We start from the raw sequence: 22052 nt of genomic DNA, 5'->3' as shown, positions 1-22052 counted from the left end.
TAGTTCACTAGCACACTGTTGAGTTCTCAAGCAACACACCGCAACCCAGCCCGCCCAGCAGGCAAACCAGATCACCGCGTTGTTTCAAGCTTTTTTGTTCCGGAGAGCTACAGTACACCCTGGCGAAACTCGCGCTTCGCGGGGGGGCTGGTTCAGCTCCGGAGGTTTGGGACCACCCACTCTACCACCAGAGGTGGGAGCTTGGTTCGTGTTCCCGGCGGCCGCTCGGTTTCCCTGGCGACTTGGAGAACTTTACATGGCCGAAAACCGGCCCGAACAGGGGGGTCCCCTTTTTGCGCGCCAGCCCCCTGACCTGCACCGACATGCCGCTCAAGCCGACGGAGGCCACGACCGGCCCGAGCACGCCGCAGCAGACCCACCGGCCCCGCTCAAGCCGACCGCTGCCGTCCGTGGGTCGCGAGCACCGTCAACGCCACCAACGCGGCCGCGAGCACCGCCGCGACGTGGATGGGCGCCGGCCCGAACGAAGCCGCCAGCACGAGCACCGCCGTGACCGGGTACCCGATCGCGATCTCCCGGCACTCGTTCGTCGGCCCGATGTGCAGCAGCCACACGCTCAGCAGGAAGACCGCGACCGGGACGGTCACCACCAGCGCCGTGGCCAGGCCGCTGATCGCGCTGTGGTGCGTGTCGTAGTCCACCGCCAGCTCGAGTCCCGTCCCGACTGCAGCAGCCGAAGCGAAGATCAGATAGTGCCCGTACCCCCAGCTCGAGGTGCTCAGCAGCGACGGGTGACGCACGAGCCGCAGGTGCCCCGGCTGGTCGAAGTAGAGCCACCACATCGAGAACACCAGCACGAGCCCCGCCGCGGCGAGCCCGATGAGCGTGCCGACGTGCTCGCCCTCGGACACGCCCTCCTTCACGGCGGTGGTGGCGCTCAGCACCACCTCACCGAGCACGATCAGCGTGAAGAGCCCGTAGCGCTCGGCGATGTGGTGCGGATGCCACGACGTGCCGCCCCGTGACTCGGCGATGCTCGGCACCGCGAGCTCGCAGACCACCAGCACCGCGAACAGGACCACCGCCGTGGTCTGGGGGAAGCCGATCAACGCGTCGGCGACCCACAACACCTGCACGACGGTGATCCCGCCCGCGTACCAAAGCGCCGTCGTGCGGCGTTCCGGATCCGATTTCGCGGCGCGCAGCCACTGCGTCACCATCGCGAGGCGCATGAGCACGTAGCCGACCATCACCACGCGGAAGTCGCCGTTGAACGCGCGGTCCACGCCGGCCGCGACGGTGAGACCGCCGGCGATCTGCACGAGGGTGGCCAGCCGGTAGGGCACGTCGTCGGTGTCGAACGCCGAGGCGAACCAGCTGAAGTTCAGCCAGCCCCACCAGATCGCGAAGAACACCATCGCGTAGCTCAGGATCCCGTGGCCGATGTGCCCTTCGACCAGCTCGTGGTGCAGGTCCGCGCTCGCGGCACCCACCGCGACGACGAAACACAGGTCGAACAGCAGTTCCAGCGGGGTGGACACGCGGTGGTTCTCACCGCTGTCGCGCGACCGCATCGGCCGGTACCACACCCGGATCCGCTGGACCGGAAAAATCCCCTGGGACATCGACGCTCCCCGCACTCACCCGACGAACGCCGTCATCCCAACACGGCCAAAGCGCTCAGGCGAGTACGACTCCCACCACAGGGTGAAAGGGGAGAAATCCGAGGTGAAGGAGGGCGGGCCCGGTTCCCCCTCTTCCGGGCCCGCCCGAATGCCTTCGCCGCACTCCCTCGCCACCCCGGGGCACTGCTCCCGGCGGTCGCCGTACGGTCCCCCGCGGACGCCGACGATCCGTTGCCTGGGAGGTGACCAAGAGTGTCCATTCCGTGGAACTCCGGAACTCTCAGCCGCTCGGCCGATCGACCCATCCCCGGTCGATCGATCGAAATGCCACTGTAGGTAGCCAAAGTGTCGTGCTGAAGGCTCCATAAGGTCTACCTGGTCGCTCTGAGTAGCACCAGGGTCAAACGTAGCGTGTCACTCGGATGGAGCAGCCCCGGATAGCTGAAAGTAGTTCACCAATACTGCTGAGTGAGCGTGATCATCTCACAGTCTGTGAACACCCGCGGCCTGCTCGGCCGCCTCGTGCTCCTCACTGCGAGCCGCCCGGACGCGCCGCGCACGCAGCTCCAGGATCGCCAGCAGCAGCGCGACGCACGTCAGCGCCGCCGAGCAGCACATCGCGATGGTGAGCGAGCGCGGGTAGTCCCGGTCCGACGCCACCACCGCCGATTCGAACACCGAAGCCAGCACCGCCGTGCCGATCGCCGTGCCGATGCGCTGCCCCGTCTGCAACGCACCACCGGCGGCGCCCGCCATGTTCGTGGGCACGCACTCCAGCGTCAGCGTGGTGTTCGGCGAGATCACCATGCCGCCACCGATTCCGCCGAGCAGCAACGGCAGCGCGACCGCCCAGCCCGCGGCCAGCGGCGGCACGAGCTCCACCACCGCCGCGACGACCAGCAGAGCGAAGACCACCAGGCTCAGGCCGGTGACGGACAGTCGCCTCCCGAACCGCGGCACCAGCCGCCCCGCGACGGCGGCCGACACGGCCGAGCCGATCGCGAACGGCGTGACCGACAACCCGGACTGCAACGGCGTGTAGCCGAGGCCCTGCTGGAAAAAGAGGGCGAAGACCAGCCAGACGCCGGCGAACCCGCAGAAGTACAGCGCCCCCACCGCGACGCCGGGCGCGTACCCCGGCGTGCCCGTGAAAAGCCGGATGTCGAGCAACGGCGCCCGGCCGCGCGCCACCACCCGGCGTTCCCACCGCACGAACCCGACGAAGCACACCGCCGCGATCGGGAAGAGCCACCACAGGCGCCGCAGGCCACCCTGCTGCGATTCGACGAGCGGCAGCAGCACCCCCAGCACCGCGATCGCCAGCAGCAGAATACCGGCGACGTCGATCTCGGACCGCAGCCGGATCCCGCGCCCCTCGGTCTTCGGCAGGAGCCGCATCGCGAGCCCGAACGCCAGCGCGCCGACGGGCACGTTCACGTAGAACACCCACCGCCAGCCGCCCGGATCGCCGAACACGGCCAGGATCACGCCGCCGAGCACCGGCCCGACGGCCGTGGAGATCCCGACCACCGCGCCGAACATGCCGAACGCACGGGCGCGTTCGGCGCCGCGGAACAGGTCCTGGATCAGGCCGGTGTTCTGCGGAGTCAGGAAACCCGCGGCACAGCCCTGCGCGAGCCGCGCGATCACCAGCGTCGTCGGGTCCTGCGCCGCGCCGGCCAGCGCGCTCGTGGCGACGAACGCGGCCAGCGCGAAGAGGAACATCCGCCGCCGGCCGAGCGCGTCGCCGAGCCGCCCGCCCGTGACGAGCACCAGGCCGAACGTGAGCGCGTAACCGGACACGACCCACTGGATCGTGCCACTGCCGGTGTTCAGGCCCCGCTGCATCGCAGGCAGGGCCGTGTTGACGATGCTGACGTCGAGCAGGGTCATGAACCCGGCCGTCAACGTGACAGCGAGGGCACGCCACCGGAGCGGGTCCGGAACGTACTCCGTCATCAGGTGTTGGCGGTGATCCCGGGGATGCCCTTGAGCTCACCGATGAGCATCGAGCTGACCTTCACGGGGTAATCGTAGAGCGCGAACACGGTCTGGTTCTTGCCGACGAGTTTCAGATGCACGGGGGTCTCGCCCTTGTGCGCCAGCAGTGTCGACTTGAGCTCGCTCACCACCGACTGGTCGATCTTCTCCGCGGCGGCCAGCAGCATCAGCGGTGGTTCCTCGTCGCCGTTGCCGATCTCGGACAGGTCCAGCGGCACGAGCCCGCCGCCGAACACCGACATCTTGTCCTCGCGCCAGTTGACCCGGCCCTTGACCAGCACCGCGTTGTCCTCGACGAGGTCCGCGGCGAACATCGAGTACGCCTTGGCGAAGAACAGCACCTCGATGGCGGCGTCCATGTCCTCGACCGTGCAGATGGCCCAGGGCTCGCCCTTCTTGTTCACCCGCCGTTCCAGCGAGGTGAGCAGGCCCGAGATCACGACCTCGCCCTCCTTCGGCGGGTCGGCGAGCAGGCCGGCGATCGGCTTGGGCGCGTGCTTGCGCAGGATGCGCTCGGCACCGTCGAGCGGGTGCGCGGACACGTACAGGCCCAGCATCTCCCGCTCGTAGGCGAGCAGCTGCTTGCGCGGGTACTCCTCCTCGCCGAATTTCAGGTGCGCGAGCGGCGACGAGGACGGCGTGGCCTCGGCCGAGTCGTCGTCCCCGCCGAAGGAGCCGAAGAGGTCGAACTGGCCCATGGCCTCCTGGCGCTTGAGCGGCACGACAGCTTCCACCGCGTCCTCGTGCACCTGGATCATCGACAGGCGGGTGTGGCCCATCGTGTCGAACCCGCCGGCCTTGATCAGCGACTCCATGACCCGCTTGTTGCAGGCCACCAGCTCCGACTTGTCGAGGAAGTCGGTGAACGAGGAGTACTTGCCCTTCTCCTCGCGGGTCTTGATGATCGACTCCACCACGTTGGCGCCCACGTTGCGGACGGCACCCAGCCCGAAGCGGATGTCGTTCCCGACGGCCGCGAACCGCAGTGCCGACTCGTTGACGTCCGGCGGCAGCACCTTGATGCCGAGGCGACGGCACTCCGACAGGTAGATGGCCGACTTGTCCTTGTTGTCACCCACCGACGTGAGCAGCGCGGCCATGTACTCCGGCGTGTAGTTCGCCTTGAGGTAGGCCGTCCAGTACGCGATCAGGCCGTACGCGGCCGCGTGGCTCTTGTTGAACGCGTAGCCGGCGAACGGGAGGATCGTGTCCCACAGCGCCTTGACCGCTTCGGGCGAGAAGCCGCCGGGCAGCAGGGGGCTGGCCTTCATGCCCTCTTCGAAGCCCTCGTACTCCTTCTCGAGGACTTCCTTCTTCTTCTTGCCCATGGCCCGGCGCAGCGTGTCCGCTCGGCCCATCGTGTAGCCCGCGACCTTCTGCGCGATCTGCATGATCTGCTCTTGGTACACGATCAGGCCGTAGGTCTCGGAAAGGATCTCGCGCAGCGGGTCTTCGAGCTGCGGGTGGATCGGTGTGACCTTCTGCCGGTTGTTCTTTCGGTCGGCGTAGTCGTTGTGCGCGTTCATGCCCATCGGGCCGGGGCGGTACAGCGCGAGCACCGCGACGATGTCCTCGAACCCGGTCGGCAGCATGCGGCGCAGCAGGTCGCGCATCGCGCCACCGTCGAGCTGGAACACGCCGAGCGTGTCACCGCGGCCCAGGAGCTTGTAGGCCTCGGGGTCGTCGAAGCCGAGACGGTCGAGGTCGATCTCCTCGCCGCGGTTGGCCTTGATGTTGGCCAGCGCGTCGCCGATCACCGTGAGGTTGCGCAGACCCAGGAAGTCCATCTTCAGCAGGCCGATGTTCTCGCACGACGGGTAGTCCCAGCCGGTGATGATCGAACCGTCGTCGCGCTGCCAGACCGGGATCGCGTCGGTGAGCGGCTCGCTCGACATGATCACCGCGCAGGCGTGGACGCCGGCGTTGCGGATCAGGCCTTCGAGTCCGCGGGCGGTGTCGAAGATCGTCTTGCACTCTTCGTCGGTCTCGACGAGGGCGCGGACCTCCGCGGCTTCGGCATAGCGCTCGTGCTTCGAGTCGACGATGCCGGACAGCGGGATGTCCTTGGCCATGATCGGCGGCGGCAGCGCCTTGGAGATCTTGTCCGCGATCGAGTAGCCCGGCTGGCCGAAGTGGACGCGGGCCGAGTCCTTGATCGCCGCCTTGGTCTTAATGGTGCCGAACGTGATCACCTGGGCCACGCGGTCGGCGCCGTACTTCTCCGTGGCGTAGCGGATCATCTCGCCGCGGCGGCGGTCGTCGAAGTCGATGTCGATATCGGGCATCGACATGCGCTCCGGGTTCAGGAACCGCTCGAACAGCAGCTTCTGCGGGATCGGGTCGAGGTTCGTGATGCCGAGCGCGTACGCGACGAGCGCGCCGGCGGCGGAACCACGGCCGGGGCCGACCAGGATGCCGACCTCGCGCGCGTGCTGGATGAGGTCGGCGACGATAAGGAAGTAGGCCGGGAAGCCCTTCTGCTCGATCACGCCCAGCTCGTAGTCGCAGCGGTCCTCGTAGCCGTCGGGCACGCCGTCGGGGAAGCGCCACTTGAGGCCCTCGGCCACCTGGTGGCGCAGCCACGTCGCCTCGGTGTGGCCCTCGGGCACGTCGAAGACCGGCATGCGGTCCTTGTGCGAGTAGACGTCCTCGTACGACTGGACGCGCTCGGCGATCAGCAGCGTGCTGTCGGCCGCGCCCGGGACCTCCTTGTCCCAGTACTGCCGCATCTCCTCGGCCGACTTGAGGAAGTAGCCGTCGCCGTCGAACTTGAACCGGGTCGGGTCGTTGAGCGTCTTGCCCGCCTGCACGCACAGCAGCGCCGAGTGCGTGTCCGCCTGGTCCTTGGTGACGTAGTGCGAGTCGTTGGTCGCGAGCGGCTTGAGGTCGAGCAGCTTGCCGACCTCGAGCAGGCCCTCGCGCACGGACCGCTCGATCGGCAGGCCGTGGTCCATCAGCTCGAGGAAGAAGTTGTCGGCGCCGAAGATGTCCTTGTAGTCCGACGCGGCCTGGATCGCGGCCTCACGCTGGCCCAGCCGCAGGCGGGTCTGCACCTCGCCCGACGGGCACCCGGTGGTGGCGATGATGCCTTCGTGGTTCTCCGCGATCAGCTCGCGGTCCATGCGCGGCTTGCGGTAGTAGCCCTGGATCGAGGCGATCGACGAGAGCTTGAACAGGTTCCGCAGCCCGGTGGCGTTCTCCGCCAGCATCGTCATGTGCGTGTACGCACCGCCACCGGAGACGTCGCCGCCCTCACCGAACTCGTCGGAGCCGCGCTGGCTGGCCTGGCCCCAGAACACCGGCTTCTTGTGGAAGCGGCTCTCCGGCGCGATGTAGGCCTCGATGCCGATGATCGGCTTCAGGCCGTGCTTCTTGGAGGTCTGGTAGAACTCGTCGCCGCCGTACATGTTGCCGTGGTCGGTCATGCCCACCGCGGGCATGCCCAGCCGCGCCGCCTCGGCGAAGAGGGGTCCGATCTTCGCCGCACCGTCGAGCATCGAGTACTCGGTGTGGACGTGCAGGTGGACGAAGGAATCGTTCGACACCAGCGAAAACCTCCCCTAGGCAGACGGCTTCCCGGTTGTTGCTGCGGCGCGGCCCGGGGTCCTCCACCCTAGTCCGCGCTCGCGCTGTGCGGCTCGGTAGGGATCCTCTCTCCTCACCCGCCCGCCGCGCCCGCCGACATGCCGCCCGGGGCCCGACGAAACCTTCGCGGGTGACGCCACGGCGCCACCTTCGCACGCCCCACCGACAGAACCGGCGCGAGTGAACCGGCCCACAGGATTCCGGTGATTCCCCCAGTCCGGGTGCGGGAGTCCTCCACCTGACTTGACACCGGTTCGGCGGAACTTCACGATCTCGTCCCATGAACCTGTCTGACAGCCAGACAGCCGGACAAGGCCCCCGTCGCGTGAGCGCCATGGAGGCTGTGCTGGCCTACCTGCGCCGTGCCATCGAGCGCGGCGAGTACGCCGTGGGCGACAAATTGCCGTCCGAAGCCGCGCTGAGCAAGGAGTTCGAGGTCAGCCGGTCGGTGATCCGCGAGGCGCTGCGCGGGCTGCAGGCACTCGGGCTCACCGTCTCCCGCACCGGCAAGGGCACGTTCGTCACCGCGACCGGCCCGGCCGAGAACCCCACTTTCGGTGGCTATTCGGCCCGCGACCTCATCGAGGTGCGCCGGCACGTCGAAATCCCAGTGGCGGGGTACACGGCCTTGCGCCGCGACGCCGACCACCTCGACCTGCTCGACCACCTCGTCGAACGGATGGAGCTCGAGACCGACAACACGGCGTGGGTGGCGCTCGACTCGCTGTTCCACATCACCATCGCCCAGGCCTCCGGCAACCCGGTGTTCGCCAAGGTCATCGAGGAGATCCGCGACGCGCTGGCCCGCCAGTCGGCCTTCCTCAACCAGCTGGGCGACCGCCGCGCGGAGTCGAACGTGGAGCACCGGCGGATCGTCACGGCGATCACCGAGGGCTCGCAGGAGGAGGCCGTGGCCGCGATGACGGCGCACCTCGCGCGCGTCGAGCAGGCGCTGACCACCATCGTGCGGCCGGGCCGCACGGCGAAGCAGAACAGGAACGACTGAAAACGTGAGTGAACAGACCCTTCCGTCGTCCGGCGAAACGGAGAAGCACGCCGACGCCGGTGACGCCGGCTACAACAAGGCGCTGAAGTCCCGCCACATCTCCATGATCGCGATCGGCGGCGCCATCGGCACCGGCCTGTTCCTCGGCGCGGGCGGCCGGCTCGCGCAGGCCGGGCCGGCGCTGGCGATCGTGTACGCCGTGTGCGGGCTCTTCGCGTTCTTCGTGGTGCGCTCGCTGGGCGAGCTGATCCTGCACCGCCCGTCCTCGGGCGCCTTCGTGTCCTACGCGCGGGAGTTCATGGGCGAGAAGGGCGCATACGTCGCGGGCTGGATGCACTTCCTCAACTGGTCCACGACGGGTATCGCCGACATCACCGCGATCGCGCTGTACGCGCACTTCTGGTCGTTCTTCGCGCCGATCCCGCAGTGGGTGCTGGCGCTGATCGCGCTGGCCGTGGTGCTGACGTTGAACCTGGTCTCGGTGAAGCTGTTCGGCGAGATGGAGTTCTGGTTCGCGATCGTCAAGGTCGCGGCGCTGGTGCTGTTCATGATCATCGGCATCGTGCTGCTCGTGACGCAGCACCCGGTCGACGGCCTCGCGCCGGGCCCGCAGCTGATCGCCGACCACGGCGGGATCTTCCCGGCCGGCGTGCTGCCGATGATCCTCATCGTGCAGGGCGTGGTGTTCGCGTACGCGTCGGTGGAGCTGGTCGGCGTCGCGGCGGGCGAGACGGAGAACCCGCAGAAGATCGTGCCCAAGGCGATCAACTCGATCATGTGGCGCATCGCGGTGTTCTACGTCGGTTCCGTGGTGCTGCTCTCGATGCTCATGCCGTGGAACTCCTACACCGGCGACGAGAGCCCGTTCGTGACGGTGCTCTCGCACCTGGGCGTGCCGGCGGCGGGCAGCGTGATGAACCTCGTGGTGCTCACCGCCGCGATGTCGAGCCTGAACTCGGGCCTGTACTCCACCGGTCGCATCCTGCGGTCGATGTCGGCCGCGGGTTCGGCGCCGAAGTTCACCGGCGTGATGAACCGCAACCAGGTGCCCTACGGCGGCATCCTGCTCACCGCCGCCGTCTGCGTCCTCGGCGTGGGGCTCAACTACGTGGTGCCGAAGGACGCGTTCGAGATCGTGCTGAACTTCGCCGCGATCGGCATCCTCGCCACGTGGGCGATCATCGTGCTCTGCCACCTGCTGTTCGTGCGCAAGGCGAACCGCGGCGAGCTGACGCGGCCTTCGTTCCGGGTGCCGGGCTCGCCGTGGACCGAGCTGACGACGCTGGTGTTCCTCGCCGCCGTGGTGGTGCTGATGGCGTTCGACAAGACCGGCCGGATCACGCTGCTCGCGCTGCCGGTGATCGTCGTGGCGCTGGTGATCGGCTGGTTCTGCGTGCGCAAGCGCATCGACATGAGCGCGTTCGAGAAGGCCGAACAGTGAGTGCCCCCGAACAGCGCGCGCCGCGGCACGTCCCCCTGGTCCACCTCCTGCGCGACGGCATGGTCGAAGGCGTGCACCACGGTTCGGTGATCGCCCTGGCGCCGGACGGGTCCACGCTCTTCGCCGCCGGCGACCCGGACGTCGCGATGTACCCGCGCTCCACGGCGAAGCCGCTTCAGGCCACGGCGATGGCGCGGCTGGGCCTGAAGCTGCCGCCGGCGGGGTTCGCGATCGCCGCGGCCAGCCACTCGGGCGAGCGCCGGCACCTCGACGCCGCGGCCGCCGTGCTGGCCGGCCGAGGCCTCACCGCCGAGGACCTCGGCAACCCGGCCGACTACCCGTTCGACCCGGTCGAGCGCGACGCGTGGGTTGCCGCGGGCCGGCCGCCCGAGCGCCTCGCGCACAACTGCTCCGGCAAGCACGCCGCGATGCTCGCCACCTGCCGGGAGCAGGGCTGGGACCCGCGCACGTACCTCGATCCCGGGCACCCGCTGCAGCTCGCGATCCGGGACACCGTCGAAGACCTCACCGGACAGACCGTGGCGCGCGTGGCCGTGGACGGGTGCGGCGCGCCGCTGTTCGCGCTGTCGCTGCGCGGGCTCGCCCGGGCGGCCTCGCGGCTGGCCACCGCCGCACCCGGCACGCCGGAAAGCCTGGTGGCCCAAGGTATCCGGCAGCACCCGGACCTCGTGGGCGGTACCCGGCGTGACGTCACCGCGGTGATGCGCGCGGTGCCCGGGCTCCTGGCCAAGGACGGGTTCGAGGCCGTGCAGCTCGCCGCGCTGCCCGACGGCACGGCCGTGGCGCTGAAGATCGCCGACGGCGGCGACCGCGCGCGGCCCGCCGTGCTCGCGGCCGCGCTGGAGCTGTGCGGGGTCGACGCCGGTGTGCTCGACCCGTTCACGAGCCCGGCGCTGCGGGTCACCCCGGAACTCGAAGGCCGCCCGCGCGCTGCGTGACCCCGCTCACGCGAGACGGGTAGCTTCGAAGTCGTCCGGCTTGGTGAAAGGGGCAAACCTGTGCTGCAGCGCGTCGCGGACCTCCTGCTCGGTCTTCCGAAGGCGGAGGGCCCGGCCCCCGTCGCCACCAAGGGCCTGCGGATACCCATGCCCGACGGGGTCCACCTCATGGCCGACCGCTACACCCCGGCCGGCCAGCGCTCGGGGCCGGTGGTGCTCGTGCGCACGCCGTACGGGCGCAGCGGGCCGATCGCCGCGCTCTTCGGCAGCGTCTTCGCGCGCCACGGCCTGCAGACGGTGGTGCAGAGCACGCGCGGCACGTTCGGCTCAGAGGGCGAGTTCCGCCCGTTCCACCTCGAACGCGAAGACGGCATCGCCACCGCCGAGTGGCTGCGCGCGCAGCCGTGGTGCGACGGGCGGCTGGCGACGGCGGGCCTGAGCTACCTCGGGCACACGCAGTGGGCGATCGGGCCCTACCTCGACCCGCCGCTCGAAGCGATGGCGCTGGGTGTGACGGCTTCGGAGTTCGTGAGCACGTTCTACCCGGGCGGGGTGCTCGCGGCCGACAACATGGTGTCGTGGTCGGCGATGATCGGCCGGCAGGAGGAACGGTTCGCGGGGCTGCCGAACCCGGTGCAGAAGCGCAAGACGCGCCGCGCCATGGCGCACCTGCCGCTCAAGGCCGCCGACGTGGCCGCGATCGGCAAGCAGGTGCTGTTCCTGCGCGACGTGACCGCCCACGCCGAACCGGACGACGGCTACTGGGCCATGTCCGACCACAGCGCCGAGGTCGCCGGGCTCACCGTGCCCGTCAGCATGGTCACCGGGTGGTACGACCTGTTCATCCAGGGCCAGCTGCGGGACTTCCGCACGCTGCAGGACGCCGGGCGCGCGCCGCGGATCACGATCGGGCCGTGGGCCCACGGCGACCCGGCCAGCCTGCGGATCTCCGTGCAGGACCAGGTCGGGTTCCTGCGTGCGCACCTGCTCGGCGACCGCGCGCAGCTGCAGCGCTCCCCCGTGCGGCTGTACCTGCAGCAGGCGGCGACCTGGCTCGACTTCGACGCGTGGCCGCCCGAGTCCACGGCCACCGACTCACACCTGCGGCCGATCGGCGGTCTCGGCGAGGTGGTCGACGGCGAAGCCCGGCCCACCGCGTTCACCTACGACCCCGCCGACCCGACGCCCGCGGTCGGCGGTCCGCTGCTGACGGGCACGAACAAGCAGCAGGACAACAACGCGGTCGAGGCGCGCGACGACGTGCTCGTGTTCACCGGCGAACCGCTGATCGCCGACCTCGACGTGATCGGCGAGGTGAGCGCGACCGTGTTCGTGCGCACCGAACTGGGCCACGCCGACGTGTACGTGCGGATCTGCGACGTCGACCAGGACGGGCGCTCCCGCAACGTCACCGACGGCATCCTGCGGCTGCGCCCCGGCGCGCCCGAGGCGGACTCCGACGGCATCGTGACGGCGCAGGTTCGGCTCGACCCCACGGCCTACCGGTTCCGCCGCGGCCACCGGCTGCGCGTGCAGGTCGCGGGCGGCGCGTTCCCGCGCTTCGCCCGCAACCACGGCACAGGCGAACCGGTGGCCAGCGCAGTCGACGGCAAGGCGAACCGGTTCGAGATCTTCCACGACGCGGCGCACCCTTCGCGGGTCACGCTGCCGGTCTTCAGCCGCTGAACGCCACCACCCGCTGGTGGGTGGTGAGCCGGCCGTCGTCGTGCAGCACGTGCAGCAGCAGTGACGGCGGCCGCTCGAGGTCGATCGGGCCCCCTTCGTCCCAGCCGCGGTCGGCACCGGGCTCGACGGGCAGCAGCCCCCCGGAGACCACGCCGGGAGCGACGCGCACAGGCACGCCCGCGAACGTCGTGGCGGCGCCGGTGTGGACGTGGCCGCAGAGCAGCGCGAGCACCCGCGGGTGGCGCCGCAGGACCTCGGCGAGGCGGTCTTCGCCGGTCTGGCGGATGGCGTCCACGAGCGGGATGCCGACCTCGACCGGCGGGTGGTGGAAGGCGACGAACGCGGGTCCGTCGTGGGCGGTGAGCGCTTCGTCGAGCCACGTCAGCGTCGCGTCTTCGAGGTAACCGGCGCCCCGGCCGGGGATCGTCGAGTCGCACATGGCCACGAGGACGCCGTTCACGTCGGTGGCGACGTTCACCGGCGCGGCGCTCGCCGGCTCGCCGAGCAGGACCTCGCGGAAGGCCTCGCGCACGTCGTGGTTGCCGGGGCACGTGAGCACGGGCGCGGGGTGTTTGAGCAGCTCGGTCGCGCGGCGGTACTCCTCGGGCAGGCCGTGGTCGGCGAGGTCGCCCGTGACGAACACGGCCTCGATCGGGCGCGCGAGGGCGCGCAGGTAGTCGAGCACCGCGGTGGTGCGCGCGTCGGCGCGGTCGCCGCCGTCGAGATGGATGTCCGACAGGTGCGCGAAGACCTTCATACGTTCAGCTCCGTTCGAGGTATGCCAATGCCTTGACCCAGTTGCGCACGAGCAGCGCGGTCGCGCCGGGCCCGTCGCCGGAGCGCAGCGCGTCGGCGATCGCCCGGTGCTCGGCGATGCTCTCGGCGGCCCGCTCCAGGCCGCCGAAGTACACGGATTCGTAGCGCTTGAGCAGGGGTTTCGTCTGCTCGATCAAGCGCAGCAGATGCGGGTTCGTACAGCGGGAGAGCAACAGCTCGTGCCAGCGATCGTCCACAGCGGACAGATCGGCGCCGGCGGGCAGGGCCGTCATCTCGTCGGCGATGGCGTCGAGCGCGTCCGGCAGCAGAGTCAGGTCCAGCGGCGAGGTCCAGCGCAGGGCGAGCGACTCCAGCTCGGCGACCAGGGGGTAGAGCCGCCGGGCCTCCTCCGGGTCGAGCGGCGCGACGAGGAACCCGCGCCCAGGCGCGGCGACGAGCAGCCCGCGGTCGGCGAGCCCGATGAGCGCCTCCCGCAGCGGCGTGCGGCTCACGCCGAGCTCGCGGGCGAGGTGCACCTCGTTGATGCGGTCGTCCAGCCTGCCGTCGAGCACGCGCGCGGTGATCTCCTCGATGAGCTCACCCCGCAGGAGTCGCTTGGTCATCCGCGCAGTATTGCATACAGACTGGCCCTACTGTATTCAGTTCACATGGTCATCCAGCCCGCCGACGTGGCCCGCGCCCGCGCCGAGACGCCCGGTTGCACCGGCGTCGTCCACTTCAACAACGCCGGTTCGGCGCTCCCGCCGGCCCGCGTCACCGACACGATGGTCGACTACCTGCGAGCCGAAGCGCTGGTCGGTGGCTACGAGGCCGCCGCGGCGGCGGCCGAGCGCACCGAAGCCGTGTACACGTCCGTGGCGAGGCTGATCAACGCCGCGCCCGAGGACATCGCGATCACGGACAACGCGACGCGCTCGTGGCAGGCGGTCTTCTACGCGCTGCGCTTCGGCCCCGGCGAGAGGATCCTGACCTCCCGCGCCGAGTACGCGAGCAACGCGATCGCCTACCTCCAGGTGGCGCGCCGCACCGGAGCACGCGTGGAGGTGGTCGCCGACGACGAGACCGGCCAGCTCGACGTGGCCGACCTGCGCCGCCTGATCGACGACGACGTGAAGCTCATCGCCGTGAGCCACGTGCCGACGCAGTGCGGCCTGGTGAACCCGGCCGAGGAGATCGGCAAGGTCGCGCGCGAGGCCGGGATCCCGTTCCTGCTCGACGCGTGCCAGTCGGCCGGACAGCTCGACCTCGACGTCGAGCTCCTGCAGTGCGACGCACTGTCGGCCACCGGCCGCAAGTACCTGCGCGGGCCGCGCGGCACCGGCTTCCTCTACGTGCACTCGCGGCTGCGCGAGCGGCTGGAGCCGGCGACGCTCGACCTGCACTCGGCCAGCTGGGAGTCGCCGGACGAGTTCGTGGTGGACCCGACGGCGAAACGGTTCGAGGTCTGGGAACGCGACTACGCGGCCGTGCTGGGACTCGGTGCGGCCGTCGACTACGCGCTCGAATGGGGCCTGCCGGCGATCGAGCACCGCGTGACCGAGCTGGGCGCGACACTGCGCGGCCGCCTCGGCGAGCTCGACGGCGTGCGGGTGCACGACGTCGGCGAGCGCAAGTGCGGGCTCGTCGCGTTCAGCCTCGACGGGCTCGGCGCGGAGCAGGTGAAGGTGCGGCTTTCGGCCGCGAAGATCAACACGAGCGTGACCCACGCGACCTCGGCGCAGTACGACTTCACCGCCCGCGGCCTGCCCGACCTCGTCCGCGCGTCCGTGCACTACTACAACACCGACGGCGAGATCGACCTGCTGACGAGCGAGGTGGCGAAGCTGGCCCGGGAGTCACGCTGACGGGCTAGCCGGCGAACCAGCCGGCGACGTCGAGCCGGAAGCCACCGCCGGTCATGGTGCGCAGGTCGGCTTCGAGGGCGCGGACGCGGTCGGCGCCGAGCTCTTTCACCCAGTTCGCACGCAGCGTTTCGAAAATCGCGGCGGAGCGGGCGAGCGAGTCGATGCCGCGCGGGGTGAGCCGCACCAGCTTACGGCGGGCGTCGTCGGGGTCGTCGGCGCGCTCGGCGTACCCGAGCTGCTCCAGGCGGTCGACGGTCTTGCCGGCGGCCTGCTTCGAGACGCCGAGCCGTTTGCCGAGCTCCGAAGCCGTGGCCCCGCGCCCTCCGATGGCCTGCATCGCGAAGCCGAACGCGGGGCGCACGTCGGGGTGACCCTGGCGGGCGAGCTCGGCGTGCAGGTCGTCGATCAGCGTGCGGAAGCCCGCGAACAGCAGCAACGGCAGCTCGAAGCCGGGCGCGTCAGCCATGCCGCTTGCCAAATTCGACAACCAGGTTTACCTTCTGGAATTCGACAACCATGTTGACGACTTTACCCCAGGAGGGTCCCGTGCCGCACTTTCCCGAGCACACCGCCGAGAGCGCCCCGCCGGCCGCCCGCCGCGCACTGGCAGCGACCGAAGCCCAGTTCGGCTCGCTGCCCGCCGCCGTCGCCCGGTTGGCGGCGTCGCCGGAGCTGCTGACCGGGTTCCTCAAGCTGAGTGCGCTGTTCGAAACGACCACGCTGTCGCCGCTGGAACGCGAGACGCTGATCCTGGTGGTCTCCACGCGCAACCGCTGCCACTTCTGCGTCGCACTGCACACCGCGAAGCTGGTGCAGCTCGACGCGCCGGCTTCGCTGATCGCGGCCCTGCGCGCGGCGGAACCGCTGCCGATCCCGAGACTGGAGGCACTGCGCCGGTTCGCCTTGACCACGTTCGCGACGACCGGTGACGTGCCTGCCGCCGACCTCGAGGCGTTCCTCGCCGCCGGCTACACGCCGCGGCAGGCGCTCGAGGTGGTGCTGGGCATCGGCGCGTACACGCTTTCGACGTTCGCCAACCGGCTCGTGGCCGCTCCCCTTCACCCGAGCCTGGCCGAGCACTCGTGGACCGCCGCCTGACCGTCACCGGACCCGGAAGATCACCCGTTTGCCGCAGTCCCCGACGTATCCACGTGGCCCCGCCGGGCCTCCTGCTCCACGTTCACCCGCGACGCGCACCACGCGGCCGGGCCTGTCGAGGGGGCAGGCCCGGCCCCGGGCGTCCACCGTCAGAACGGCGGCGGCTCCGCGCGGCTCGGTGGCTCCACCGAGGTCCACTCCCGGTAGTGCTTGACCGCCTCGCGGCTCGTGTAGGCCGCGGCCAGTACCGCGATGATCCAGCCGGTGACGCCCTGCGGGAGGTCGTAGTCGCCGTTCGGGGCGGTGAGGTAGCCGTAGACGTAGTTGCCGGCGAGGTACAGCAGGCCCATCCACGGCTGGGCGCCGCGGGTCATGATGTTCAGGCAGGTGGCCGAGCCGAGCAGGGTGCCGCCGACGCCGAGGACGGTCCCCACGACGGTGAGGCCGGCGCCGCTGTCGAGCGCGTAGCCGAGCAGCACGAGGCCGATGGCCGTGAGGGAAGCCGGGTGCAGCAGCGCCCGCAGCGCGGATCGGCGCGTCGACCAGTTGGCCAGCATGAGCAGCAGGATCGAGAAGCTCACGACCGCCGGTCCCGCGACGACGTTGAAGCCGCCCGTGGTGAGCTCGTCCGAGGTCGGGCGATCGTCGCCGGACAGCAGCCGGGGCACGATCGCGCCCGCGAAGAGCAGTGCGTCGACGAGCGTGCCGACGAGCCACATCCGGGTGACCTTCATCGGCCGCGGCGGCTCCGGTTCGACCAGGACCGCGATTCCCGCCGCCTGCAACGTGAGGAGCTCGTGGCGTTCCCGGAAGCGCCACGAGTAGTAGCCCGCGGCGGCGAGGACCAGGAGGCTCGTGAAGAGCACCAGGATCGGCCGGGAGAAGTCCACGACCGCCTGCAGGTGTGCGCGCGAGTCGGCGTCGCCGAGGTCGGCGGCCACGACCGCGGTACCGGCGAGCGCGCCGAAGCCCACACCGCCCAGCACCCACGTGACCAGCGTGAAGGGGAACGCGGGCGAGAACCCGGCTCGGCCGCGCCGCAGTGCGTTCTCGACGTAGCGCCGTGACGCCGCCTTCCGCCCGGCCCGGAGCACGACCACCCCGACCACCGCCACGAGCGCCAGCACGAGCACCGGCACCCACGACACGCCCGGCCCGCGCAGCGTCCCCTCCGCGACGACCGCGATGCCCAGGGAAGTGGACATGAGCAGGGCGAAGAACCCGAACGTCCAGCTCACCCGCCGATACGCACGCTGCGCGTCCACCCGTTCCCCCCAGCGCGGACCGGCGCCGCCCGATCACGCTCGAACCAGGGTAGGGCCGCCCCTTCGCCCCGGACGCTCCCCGCACCCGACCGATCGCCAACCGTTACTGATCGACCGAAGCCGACCACCGCAGCACTCCAGGCGCGCAACCACCCACAGACGACCACCCTGGGGATCCGGACGCGAAGCCACCCAAGGCGACCAAAATGGGATGCGGACGCGAAGCGACCCAAGGCGACCACCGTGGGGGTCCGGGGGCGAAGCCCGCCGGGCGGGGTTTGGGGGTTGCACCCCCAAAAGACACCGCGGGGCGACCCGGTTCGCGCTTTCCGCGAACACGGCTCGCCCAGAGAACCGCGTGGGCGCAGCAGGGTTCGAACCTGCGACCGCTCGGGTGTAAACCGAGTGCTCTTCCGCTGAGCTATGCGCCCGGCGGCGGAACTCCGCGTCGGAAGCCGGAGCGGGGTTCCGCCGGAAAGTCAGGCCAGTTCGGCCACGGCCTTCTTCCACGCCGACTGGTCGCGGGCTTCGCCGGGCTGGTTGACCTCGGCGAAGCGGACGATGCCGTCGGTGTCGATGAGGAACGTGCCGCGCAGGGCCATGCCGGCCTTGTCGTTGAAGACGCCGTAGGCCTGGGCGACCGCGCCGTGCGGCCAGAAGTCCGAGAGCAGCGGGAACTGGTAGTTCTGCTGCTCGGCCCACACCTTCAGCGAGAAGACCGCGTCGACGGAGACGCCCAGGATCTGGACGCCCTGGGTGTCGTAGTCGGCGAACTCGTCACGCAGCTGGCACAGCTCGCCGGTGCAGGTCCCGCTGAACGCGAACGGGAAGAAGACCAGCAGCACCGGCTTGTCGCCCTTGAACGACGACAGCGTGACGGGCTGCTTGTTGTAGTCGTTGAGCGTGAAGTCCGGGGCTGGCGTACCGACCTCGACGGCCATGCGGCGAATCCTCTCCGAAAGCGATCACGAAACCTGCGCCGACAACCCTATCGTGTCAGTTGCGCAGGCCCCGGTTCACCGCTGTTTCGCCTTCGAGGACTTCGGCGACACCAGGCGGGTCCCGAGCCAGTCGGCTCCCACGCTGATGTTGGCGGTCTGCGACAGACCGACCTGCGGCACGGCTTCGGCGATCTCACTGGGCTCGACGTGCCCGGGCTGACCCGTCTTGGGCGTCAGCACCCAGATCACGCCGTTCTCGTCCAGCGGACCGCGGGCGTCGACCAGGGCGTCGCCCAGGTCGCCGTCGTCTTCGCGCCACCAGAGCAGCACGACGTCGATGACTTCGTCGGCGTCCTCGTCGAGGAGTTCGGCGCCGATCGCCTCCTCGATCGCCGCGCGGACGTCGTCGTCGACGTCCTCGTCCCAGCCGATCTCCTGGACCACCATGTCCGGCTTGATGCCAAGGCTCTCGGCGACGCCGGCAGTGCCTGCGTCTCCCGCGGCGACCACTGCTTCCACTCCTCCAACTACGACGGAGCGCGGCGGTCGGTGACGCAGGTGAAGCTGCGCCGGCCACCACACTCGGGTACACGGTTGTCGATAGCGAACACTGGCGCGGCGCTGCGCGCAACCGTCCACACCGGATCTTTGACAAGTCGTGTCGCAGCGTGGAGGCCCCCCGGGGTCTTCGGTGACCCCGGGACAGGTGTCTGTGGGCAGTGTCGCACGACCGCTCCGGCAACCCCCGGAAACCTCTCCTCTAGGGTTGTGGAGAAGAAAACGCGCGCGCGATACACCGCACGCGGGGAGTGGTGCACTCGGGGCGACCCTTGTTACCGGACAGTAAAGGTGACGGGAGCCGGGCCGGGGACGACGATGGAAATCGGCGTGCACTCCCGCCCAGCAGCTACAACGGCTACAACCAGCTACAAGGAGACCCCTTGGCCCCGCAGAACGACGGCGCCTCCGGCAAGGAGACCCCGGCACGCGTACGCGTCATCCGTGACGGACTCGCGGCGCACCTGCCCGACATCGACCCGGAGGAGACCGCCGAGTGGCTGGACTCCTTCGACGAGGCGCTGGCCAGGGGTGGCCAGCAGCGCGCGCGTTACCTGATGCTGCGCATCCTGGAGCGCGCCCGCGAGCGCAACGTCGGCGTGCCCGCGCTCACGTCCACGGACTACGTGAACACCATCCCCACGGAGAACGAGCCGTGGTTCCCCGGCGACGAGGAGATCGAGCGCCGCTACCGCCGCTACATCCGCTGGAACGCCGCGATCATGGTGCACCGCGCGCAGCGGCCGGGTGTCGGCGTCGGCGGGCACATCTCGACCTACGCCTCGTCCGCGGCGCTGTACGAGGTGGGCTTCAACCACTTCTTCCGCGGCAAGGACCACTCCGGCGGCGGTGACCAGGTCTTCTTCCAGGGCCACGCCTCCCCGGGCATGTACGCGCGGGCGTTCCTCGAGGGCCGCCTGTCCGAGCAGCAGCTCGACGGCTTCCGCCAGGAGTACAGCCACGCCGGCGAGGGCGGCGGCCTGCCGTCGTACCCGCACCCGCGGCTGATGCCGGACTTCTGGGAGAACCCCACGGTGTCGATGGGCCTCGGCCCGATGAACGCCATCTACCAGGCCCGGTTCAACCGCTACCTGCGCGACCGCGGCATCAAGGACACCAACGACCAGCACGTGTGGGCGTTCCTCGGCGACGGCGAGATGGACGAGCCGGAGTCGCGCGGCCTCATCCACGTGGCCGCGGGCGAGGGCCTCGACAACCTGACCTTCGTGATCAACTGCAACCTGCAGCGGCTCGACGGCCCGGTGCGCGGCAACGGCAAGATCATCCAGGAGCTCGAGTCGTACTTCCGCGGCGCGGGCTGGAACGTGATCAAGGTCATCTGGGGCCGTGAGTGGGACTCGCTGCTGCACGCCGACCGCGACGGCGCCCTGGTCAACCTGATGAACGTGACGCCGGACGGCGACTACCAGACGTACAAGGCGAATGACGGCGCGTACGTGCGCGAGCACTTCTTCGGCCGCGACCCGCGGACGAAGGACCTGGTCAAGGACCTGTCCGACGCCGACATCTGGAACCTCAAGCGCGGTGGCCACGACTACCGCAAGGTGTACGCGGCGTACAAGGCCGCCATGGAGCACCACGGCCAGCCGACGGTGATCCTCGCCCACACCATCAAGGGCTACGGCCTGGGCCCGGCGTTCGAGGGCCGCAACGCCACGCACCAGATGAAGAAGCTCACGCTCGACGACCTCAAGCTGTTCCGCGACGCCCAGCGCATCCCGATCAGCGACGCCGAGCTCGAGCGTGACCCGAAGCTGCCGCCGTACTTCCACCCGGGCCCCGACTCGCCCGAGATCGAGTACATGATCGGCCGCCGCAAGGCGCTGGGCGGCTACCTGCCCGAGCGCCGGCCGAAGCACGCCAAGGCGCTCGTGCTGCCGGGCGACAAGGTCTACGAGGGCATCCGGAAGGGCTCGGGCAAGCAGGAGGTCGCCACCACGATGGCGTTCGTCCGGCTCGTGCGCGAGCTGGCGAAGGACTCGGAGATCGGCAAGCGCGTCGTCCCGATCATCCCGGACGAGGCCCGCACGTTCGGTCTCGACTCGATGTTCCCGACGGCCAAGATCTACAACCCGCACGGCCAGACGTACACCTCGGTCGACGCGAGCCTGATGCTGGCCTACAAGGAGTCCGAGAAGGGCCAGCTGCTGCACGAGGGCATCAACGAGGCGGGTTCCACCGCGTCGTTCACGGCCGTCGGCACCTCGTACGCCACGCACGGCGAGCCGATGATCCCGATCTACATCTTCTACTCGATGTTCGGGTTCCAGCGCACCGGCGACGGCCTGTACGCGGCGGCGGACCAGATGGCGCGCGGCTTCGTGCTCGGCGCCACCGCGGGCCGCACCACGCTGACCGGTGAGGGCCTGCAGCACGCCGACGGGCACTCGCTGCTGCTGTCGGCGACCAACCCGGCGGTCGTGGCCTACGACCCGGCCTACTCGTTCGAGATCGCCCACATCGTCCGTGATGGTCTGCGGCGCATGTACGGCGAGACCGGGCCGCACGGCAACGGCGAGAACATCTTCTACTACCTGACGATCTACAACGAGCCCTACCAGCAGCCCGCCGAGCCGGAGAACCTCGACGTCGACGGCCTGCTCAAGGGCCTCTACAAGTACGCCGACGCCCCGGCGGGCGACGGCCCGGAGGCGCACATCCTCGTCTCGGGCGTCACGATGCCCGACGCGCTCAAGGCCCAGCAGCTGCTGGCCGAGGAGTGGGGCGTGCGCGCGGCGGTGTGGTCGGCCACGTCGTGGACCGAGCTGCGCCGCGAGGCCGTGGAGATCGACCACGACAACCTGCTCCACCCGGCCGACAGCCCCCGCGTGCCGTACGTGACTCAGGCGCTGTCGGGCGTCAACGGGCCGGTCGTGGCGGTGTCGGACTGGATGCGCGCGGTGCCGGACCTGATCCGCCCGTGGGTGCCCACCGACATGCTCACGCTCGGCACCGACGGGTTCGGTTTCTCCGACACCCGCCCGGCCGCCCGGCGCAAGTTCCTCGTGGACGCGCAGTCGATCGTGGTCGGCGCCCTCACGGCGCTCGCCAAGCGCGGCGAGGTGGCGCAGGACAAGGTGACCGAAGCGGTGCGCCGCTACCGCCTCGACGACATCTCGGCCGCCGGCCCGCAGACGTCGGACTCCGGCAACGCGTAAGCCGTGGTCGCCGCAAGACCCTCCGGGCCGGACAATGGCCTGGAGGGTCTTGCTGTTTCGAGGCCCGAGCCCACTAAGCTAGACATCGGATGTATCTCAGTCTTGAGGTACCCAGCGCCTGAGGAA

16 protein-coding genes and 1 tRNA gene are annotated in these 22052 nt (G+C 70.0%); 7 read left to right on the top strand and 10 right to left on the bottom strand.

The features are described 5' to 3' along the window. Positions 1 to 389: 389 nt before the first annotated feature. From AB0K15_RS34820 to dnaE, 3 genes are all read right to left on the bottom strand, one after another. Complete coding sequence (locus tag AB0K15_RS34820; protein ID WP_364060302.1) at positions 390 to 1586, bottom strand: low temperature requirement protein A; 1197 nt, start codon at positions 1584 to 1586, stop codon at positions 390 to 392. A 483-nt stretch (positions 1587 to 2069) separates the two neighbouring features. Continuing rightward, complete coding sequence (locus tag AB0K15_RS34815) at positions 2070 to 3545, bottom strand: MFS transporter (protein ID WP_364060300.1); 1476 nt, start codon at positions 3543 to 3545, stop codon at positions 2070 to 2072. Further along, positions 3545 to 7132: a DNA polymerase III subunit alpha gene (dnaE, locus tag AB0K15_RS34810; RefSeq protein ID WP_364060297.1), complete on the bottom strand. Its 3588-nt coding sequence runs from the start codon at positions 7130 to 7132 to the stop codon at positions 3545 to 3547. The genes AB0K15_RS34815 and dnaE overlap by 1 nt, the downstream gene beginning before the upstream one ends. A gap of 374 nt (positions 7133 to 7506) precedes the next feature. Here dnaE and AB0K15_RS34805 point away from each other — a divergent pair, with 374 nt between their 5' ends. The 4 genes from AB0K15_RS34805 to AB0K15_RS34790 are packed head-to-tail and all read left to right on the top strand — an operon-like array spanning position 7507 to position 12264. After that, on the top strand, positions 7507 to 8178 hold the full coding sequence (locus tag AB0K15_RS34805; protein WP_364060294.1) for a FadR/GntR family transcriptional regulator: 672 nt from the start codon (positions 7507 to 7509) through the stop codon (positions 8176 to 8178). 4 nt (positions 8179 to 8182) lie between these two features. After that, positions 8183 to 9619 (top strand): amino acid permease, encoded by a 1437-nt coding sequence (locus AB0K15_RS34800; RefSeq protein ID WP_364060292.1) that lies wholly within the window; start codon positions 8183 to 8185, stop codon positions 9617 to 9619. Continuing rightward, positions 9616 to 10578 carry an asparaginase gene (locus AB0K15_RS34795; protein ID WP_364060289.1) on the top strand — a complete coding sequence of 321 codons (963 nt, stop codon included), beginning with the start codon at positions 9616 to 9618 and terminating at the stop codon, positions 10576 to 10578. The genes AB0K15_RS34800 and AB0K15_RS34795 overlap by 4 nt, the downstream gene beginning before the upstream one ends. A gap of 60 nt (positions 10579 to 10638) precedes the next feature. Further along, positions 10639 to 12264, top strand: a complete 1626-nt coding sequence (locus AB0K15_RS34790) for a CocE/NonD family hydrolase (RefSeq protein ID WP_364060286.1) — start codon at positions 10639 to 10641, stop codon at positions 12262 to 12264. Here AB0K15_RS34790 and AB0K15_RS34785 read toward each other — a convergent pair. Both AB0K15_RS34785 and AB0K15_RS34780 read right to left on the bottom strand, forming a co-directional pair. Continuing rightward, entirely contained in the window at positions 12254 to 13021 is a 768-nt protein-coding gene (locus AB0K15_RS34785; RefSeq protein WP_364060283.1) for a metallophosphoesterase, read from the bottom strand. The genes AB0K15_RS34790 and AB0K15_RS34785 overlap by 11 nt on opposite strands. A gap of 4 nt (positions 13022 to 13025) precedes the next feature. Further along, complete coding sequence (locus AB0K15_RS34780; RefSeq protein ID WP_364060280.1) at positions 13026 to 13643, bottom strand: GntR family transcriptional regulator; 618 nt, start codon at positions 13641 to 13643, stop codon at positions 13026 to 13028. A gap of 45 nt (positions 13644 to 13688) precedes the next feature. On the opposite strand from AB0K15_RS34780, the gene AB0K15_RS34775 reads away from it, so the two are divergent. Further along, entirely contained in the window at positions 13689 to 14885 is a 1197-nt protein-coding gene (locus tag AB0K15_RS34775; protein ID WP_364060277.1) for an aminotransferase class V-fold PLP-dependent enzyme, read from the top strand. A gap of 4 nt (positions 14886 to 14889) precedes the next feature. Here AB0K15_RS34775 and AB0K15_RS34770 read toward each other — a convergent pair whose 3' ends face one another. Continuing rightward, positions 14890 to 15351: a MarR family transcriptional regulator gene (locus AB0K15_RS34770; protein WP_364060274.1), complete on the bottom strand. Its 462-nt coding sequence runs from the start codon at positions 15349 to 15351 to the stop codon at positions 14890 to 14892. Between the two features lie 80 nt (positions 15352 to 15431). Between AB0K15_RS34770 and AB0K15_RS34765 the strand changes: the two genes are divergently transcribed. Continuing rightward, positions 15432 to 15983, top strand: coding sequence for a carboxymuconolactone decarboxylase family protein (locus AB0K15_RS34765; protein WP_364060271.1), 552 nt, complete (start codon positions 15432 to 15434; stop codon positions 15981 to 15983). Between the two features lie 149 nt (positions 15984 to 16132). Here AB0K15_RS34765 and AB0K15_RS34760 read toward each other — a convergent pair whose 3' ends face one another. The 4 genes from AB0K15_RS34760 to AB0K15_RS34745 form a co-directional block, all read right to left on the bottom strand. Then, positions 16133 to 17248, bottom strand: a complete 1116-nt coding sequence (locus AB0K15_RS34760) for a hypothetical protein (RefSeq protein WP_364060268.1) — start codon at positions 17246 to 17248, stop codon at positions 16133 to 16135. A 359-nt stretch (positions 17249 to 17607) separates the two neighbouring features. Next, positions 17608 to 17679: transfer RNA gene (locus AB0K15_RS34755), tRNA-Val, on the bottom strand. A gap of 48 nt (positions 17680 to 17727) precedes the next feature. Further along, positions 17728 to 18189 (bottom strand): peroxiredoxin, encoded by a 462-nt coding sequence (locus AB0K15_RS34750; protein ID WP_220237891.1) that lies wholly within the window; start codon positions 18187 to 18189, stop codon positions 17728 to 17730. Between the two features lie 75 nt (positions 18190 to 18264). After that, positions 18265 to 18699, bottom strand: coding sequence for a DUF3052 domain-containing protein (locus tag AB0K15_RS34745; protein ID WP_285969388.1), 435 nt, complete (start codon positions 18697 to 18699; stop codon positions 18265 to 18267). Positions 18700 to 19130: 431 nt separating this feature from the next. Between AB0K15_RS34745 and aceE the strand changes: the two genes are divergently transcribed. After that, a complete protein-coding gene (gene aceE, locus AB0K15_RS34740) occupies positions 19131 to 21926 on the top strand; it encodes a pyruvate dehydrogenase (acetyl-transferring), homodimeric type (protein WP_364060264.1) in 2796 nt (931 codons plus the stop codon). The last annotated feature ends 126 nt before the right edge of the window (positions 21927 to 22052 follow it).

This window comes from Amycolatopsis sp. NPDC049253 (genome assembly GCF_040678995.1).
Taxonomy (GTDB): Bacteria; Actinomycetota; Actinomycetes; order Mycobacteriales; family Pseudonocardiaceae; genus Amycolatopsis.
Note: the sequence above shows the minus strand (reverse complement) of the source record. Positions and strands in the feature narration are given on the sequence as shown.

Excerpts from the sequence above, each read along its gene's own strand:
- AB0K15_RS34820 (WP_364060302.1), bottom strand. The coding sequence starts at position 1,586 with ATGTCCCAGGGGATTTTTCCGGTCCAGCGGATCCGGGTGTGGTACCGG.
- AB0K15_RS34815 (WP_364060300.1), bottom strand. The coding sequence starts at position 3,545 with ATGACGGAGTACGTTCCGGACCCGCTCCGGTGGCGTGCCCTCGCTGTC.
- AB0K15_RS34805 (WP_364060294.1), top strand. The coding sequence starts at position 7,507 with ATGGAGGCTGTGCTGGCCTACCTGCGCCGTGCCATCGAGCGCGGCGAG.
- AB0K15_RS34785 (WP_364060283.1), bottom strand. The coding sequence starts at position 13,021 with ATGAAGGTCTTCGCGCACCTGTCGGACATCCATCTCGACGGCGGCGAC.
- AB0K15_RS34780 (WP_364060280.1), bottom strand. The coding sequence starts at position 13,643 with ATGACCAAGCGACTCCTGCGGGGTGAGCTCATCGAGGAGATCACCGCG.
- AB0K15_RS34775 (WP_364060277.1), top strand. The coding sequence starts at position 13,689 with ATGGTCATCCAGCCCGCCGACGTGGCCCGCGCCCGCGCCGAGACGCCC.
- AB0K15_RS34770 (WP_364060274.1), bottom strand. The coding sequence starts at position 15,351 with ATGGCTGACGCGCCCGGCTTCGAGCTGCCGTTGCTGCTGTTCGCGGGC.
- AB0K15_RS34750 (WP_220237891.1), bottom strand. The coding sequence starts at position 18,189 with ATGGCCGTCGAGGTCGGTACGCCAGCCCCGGACTTCACGCTCAACGAC.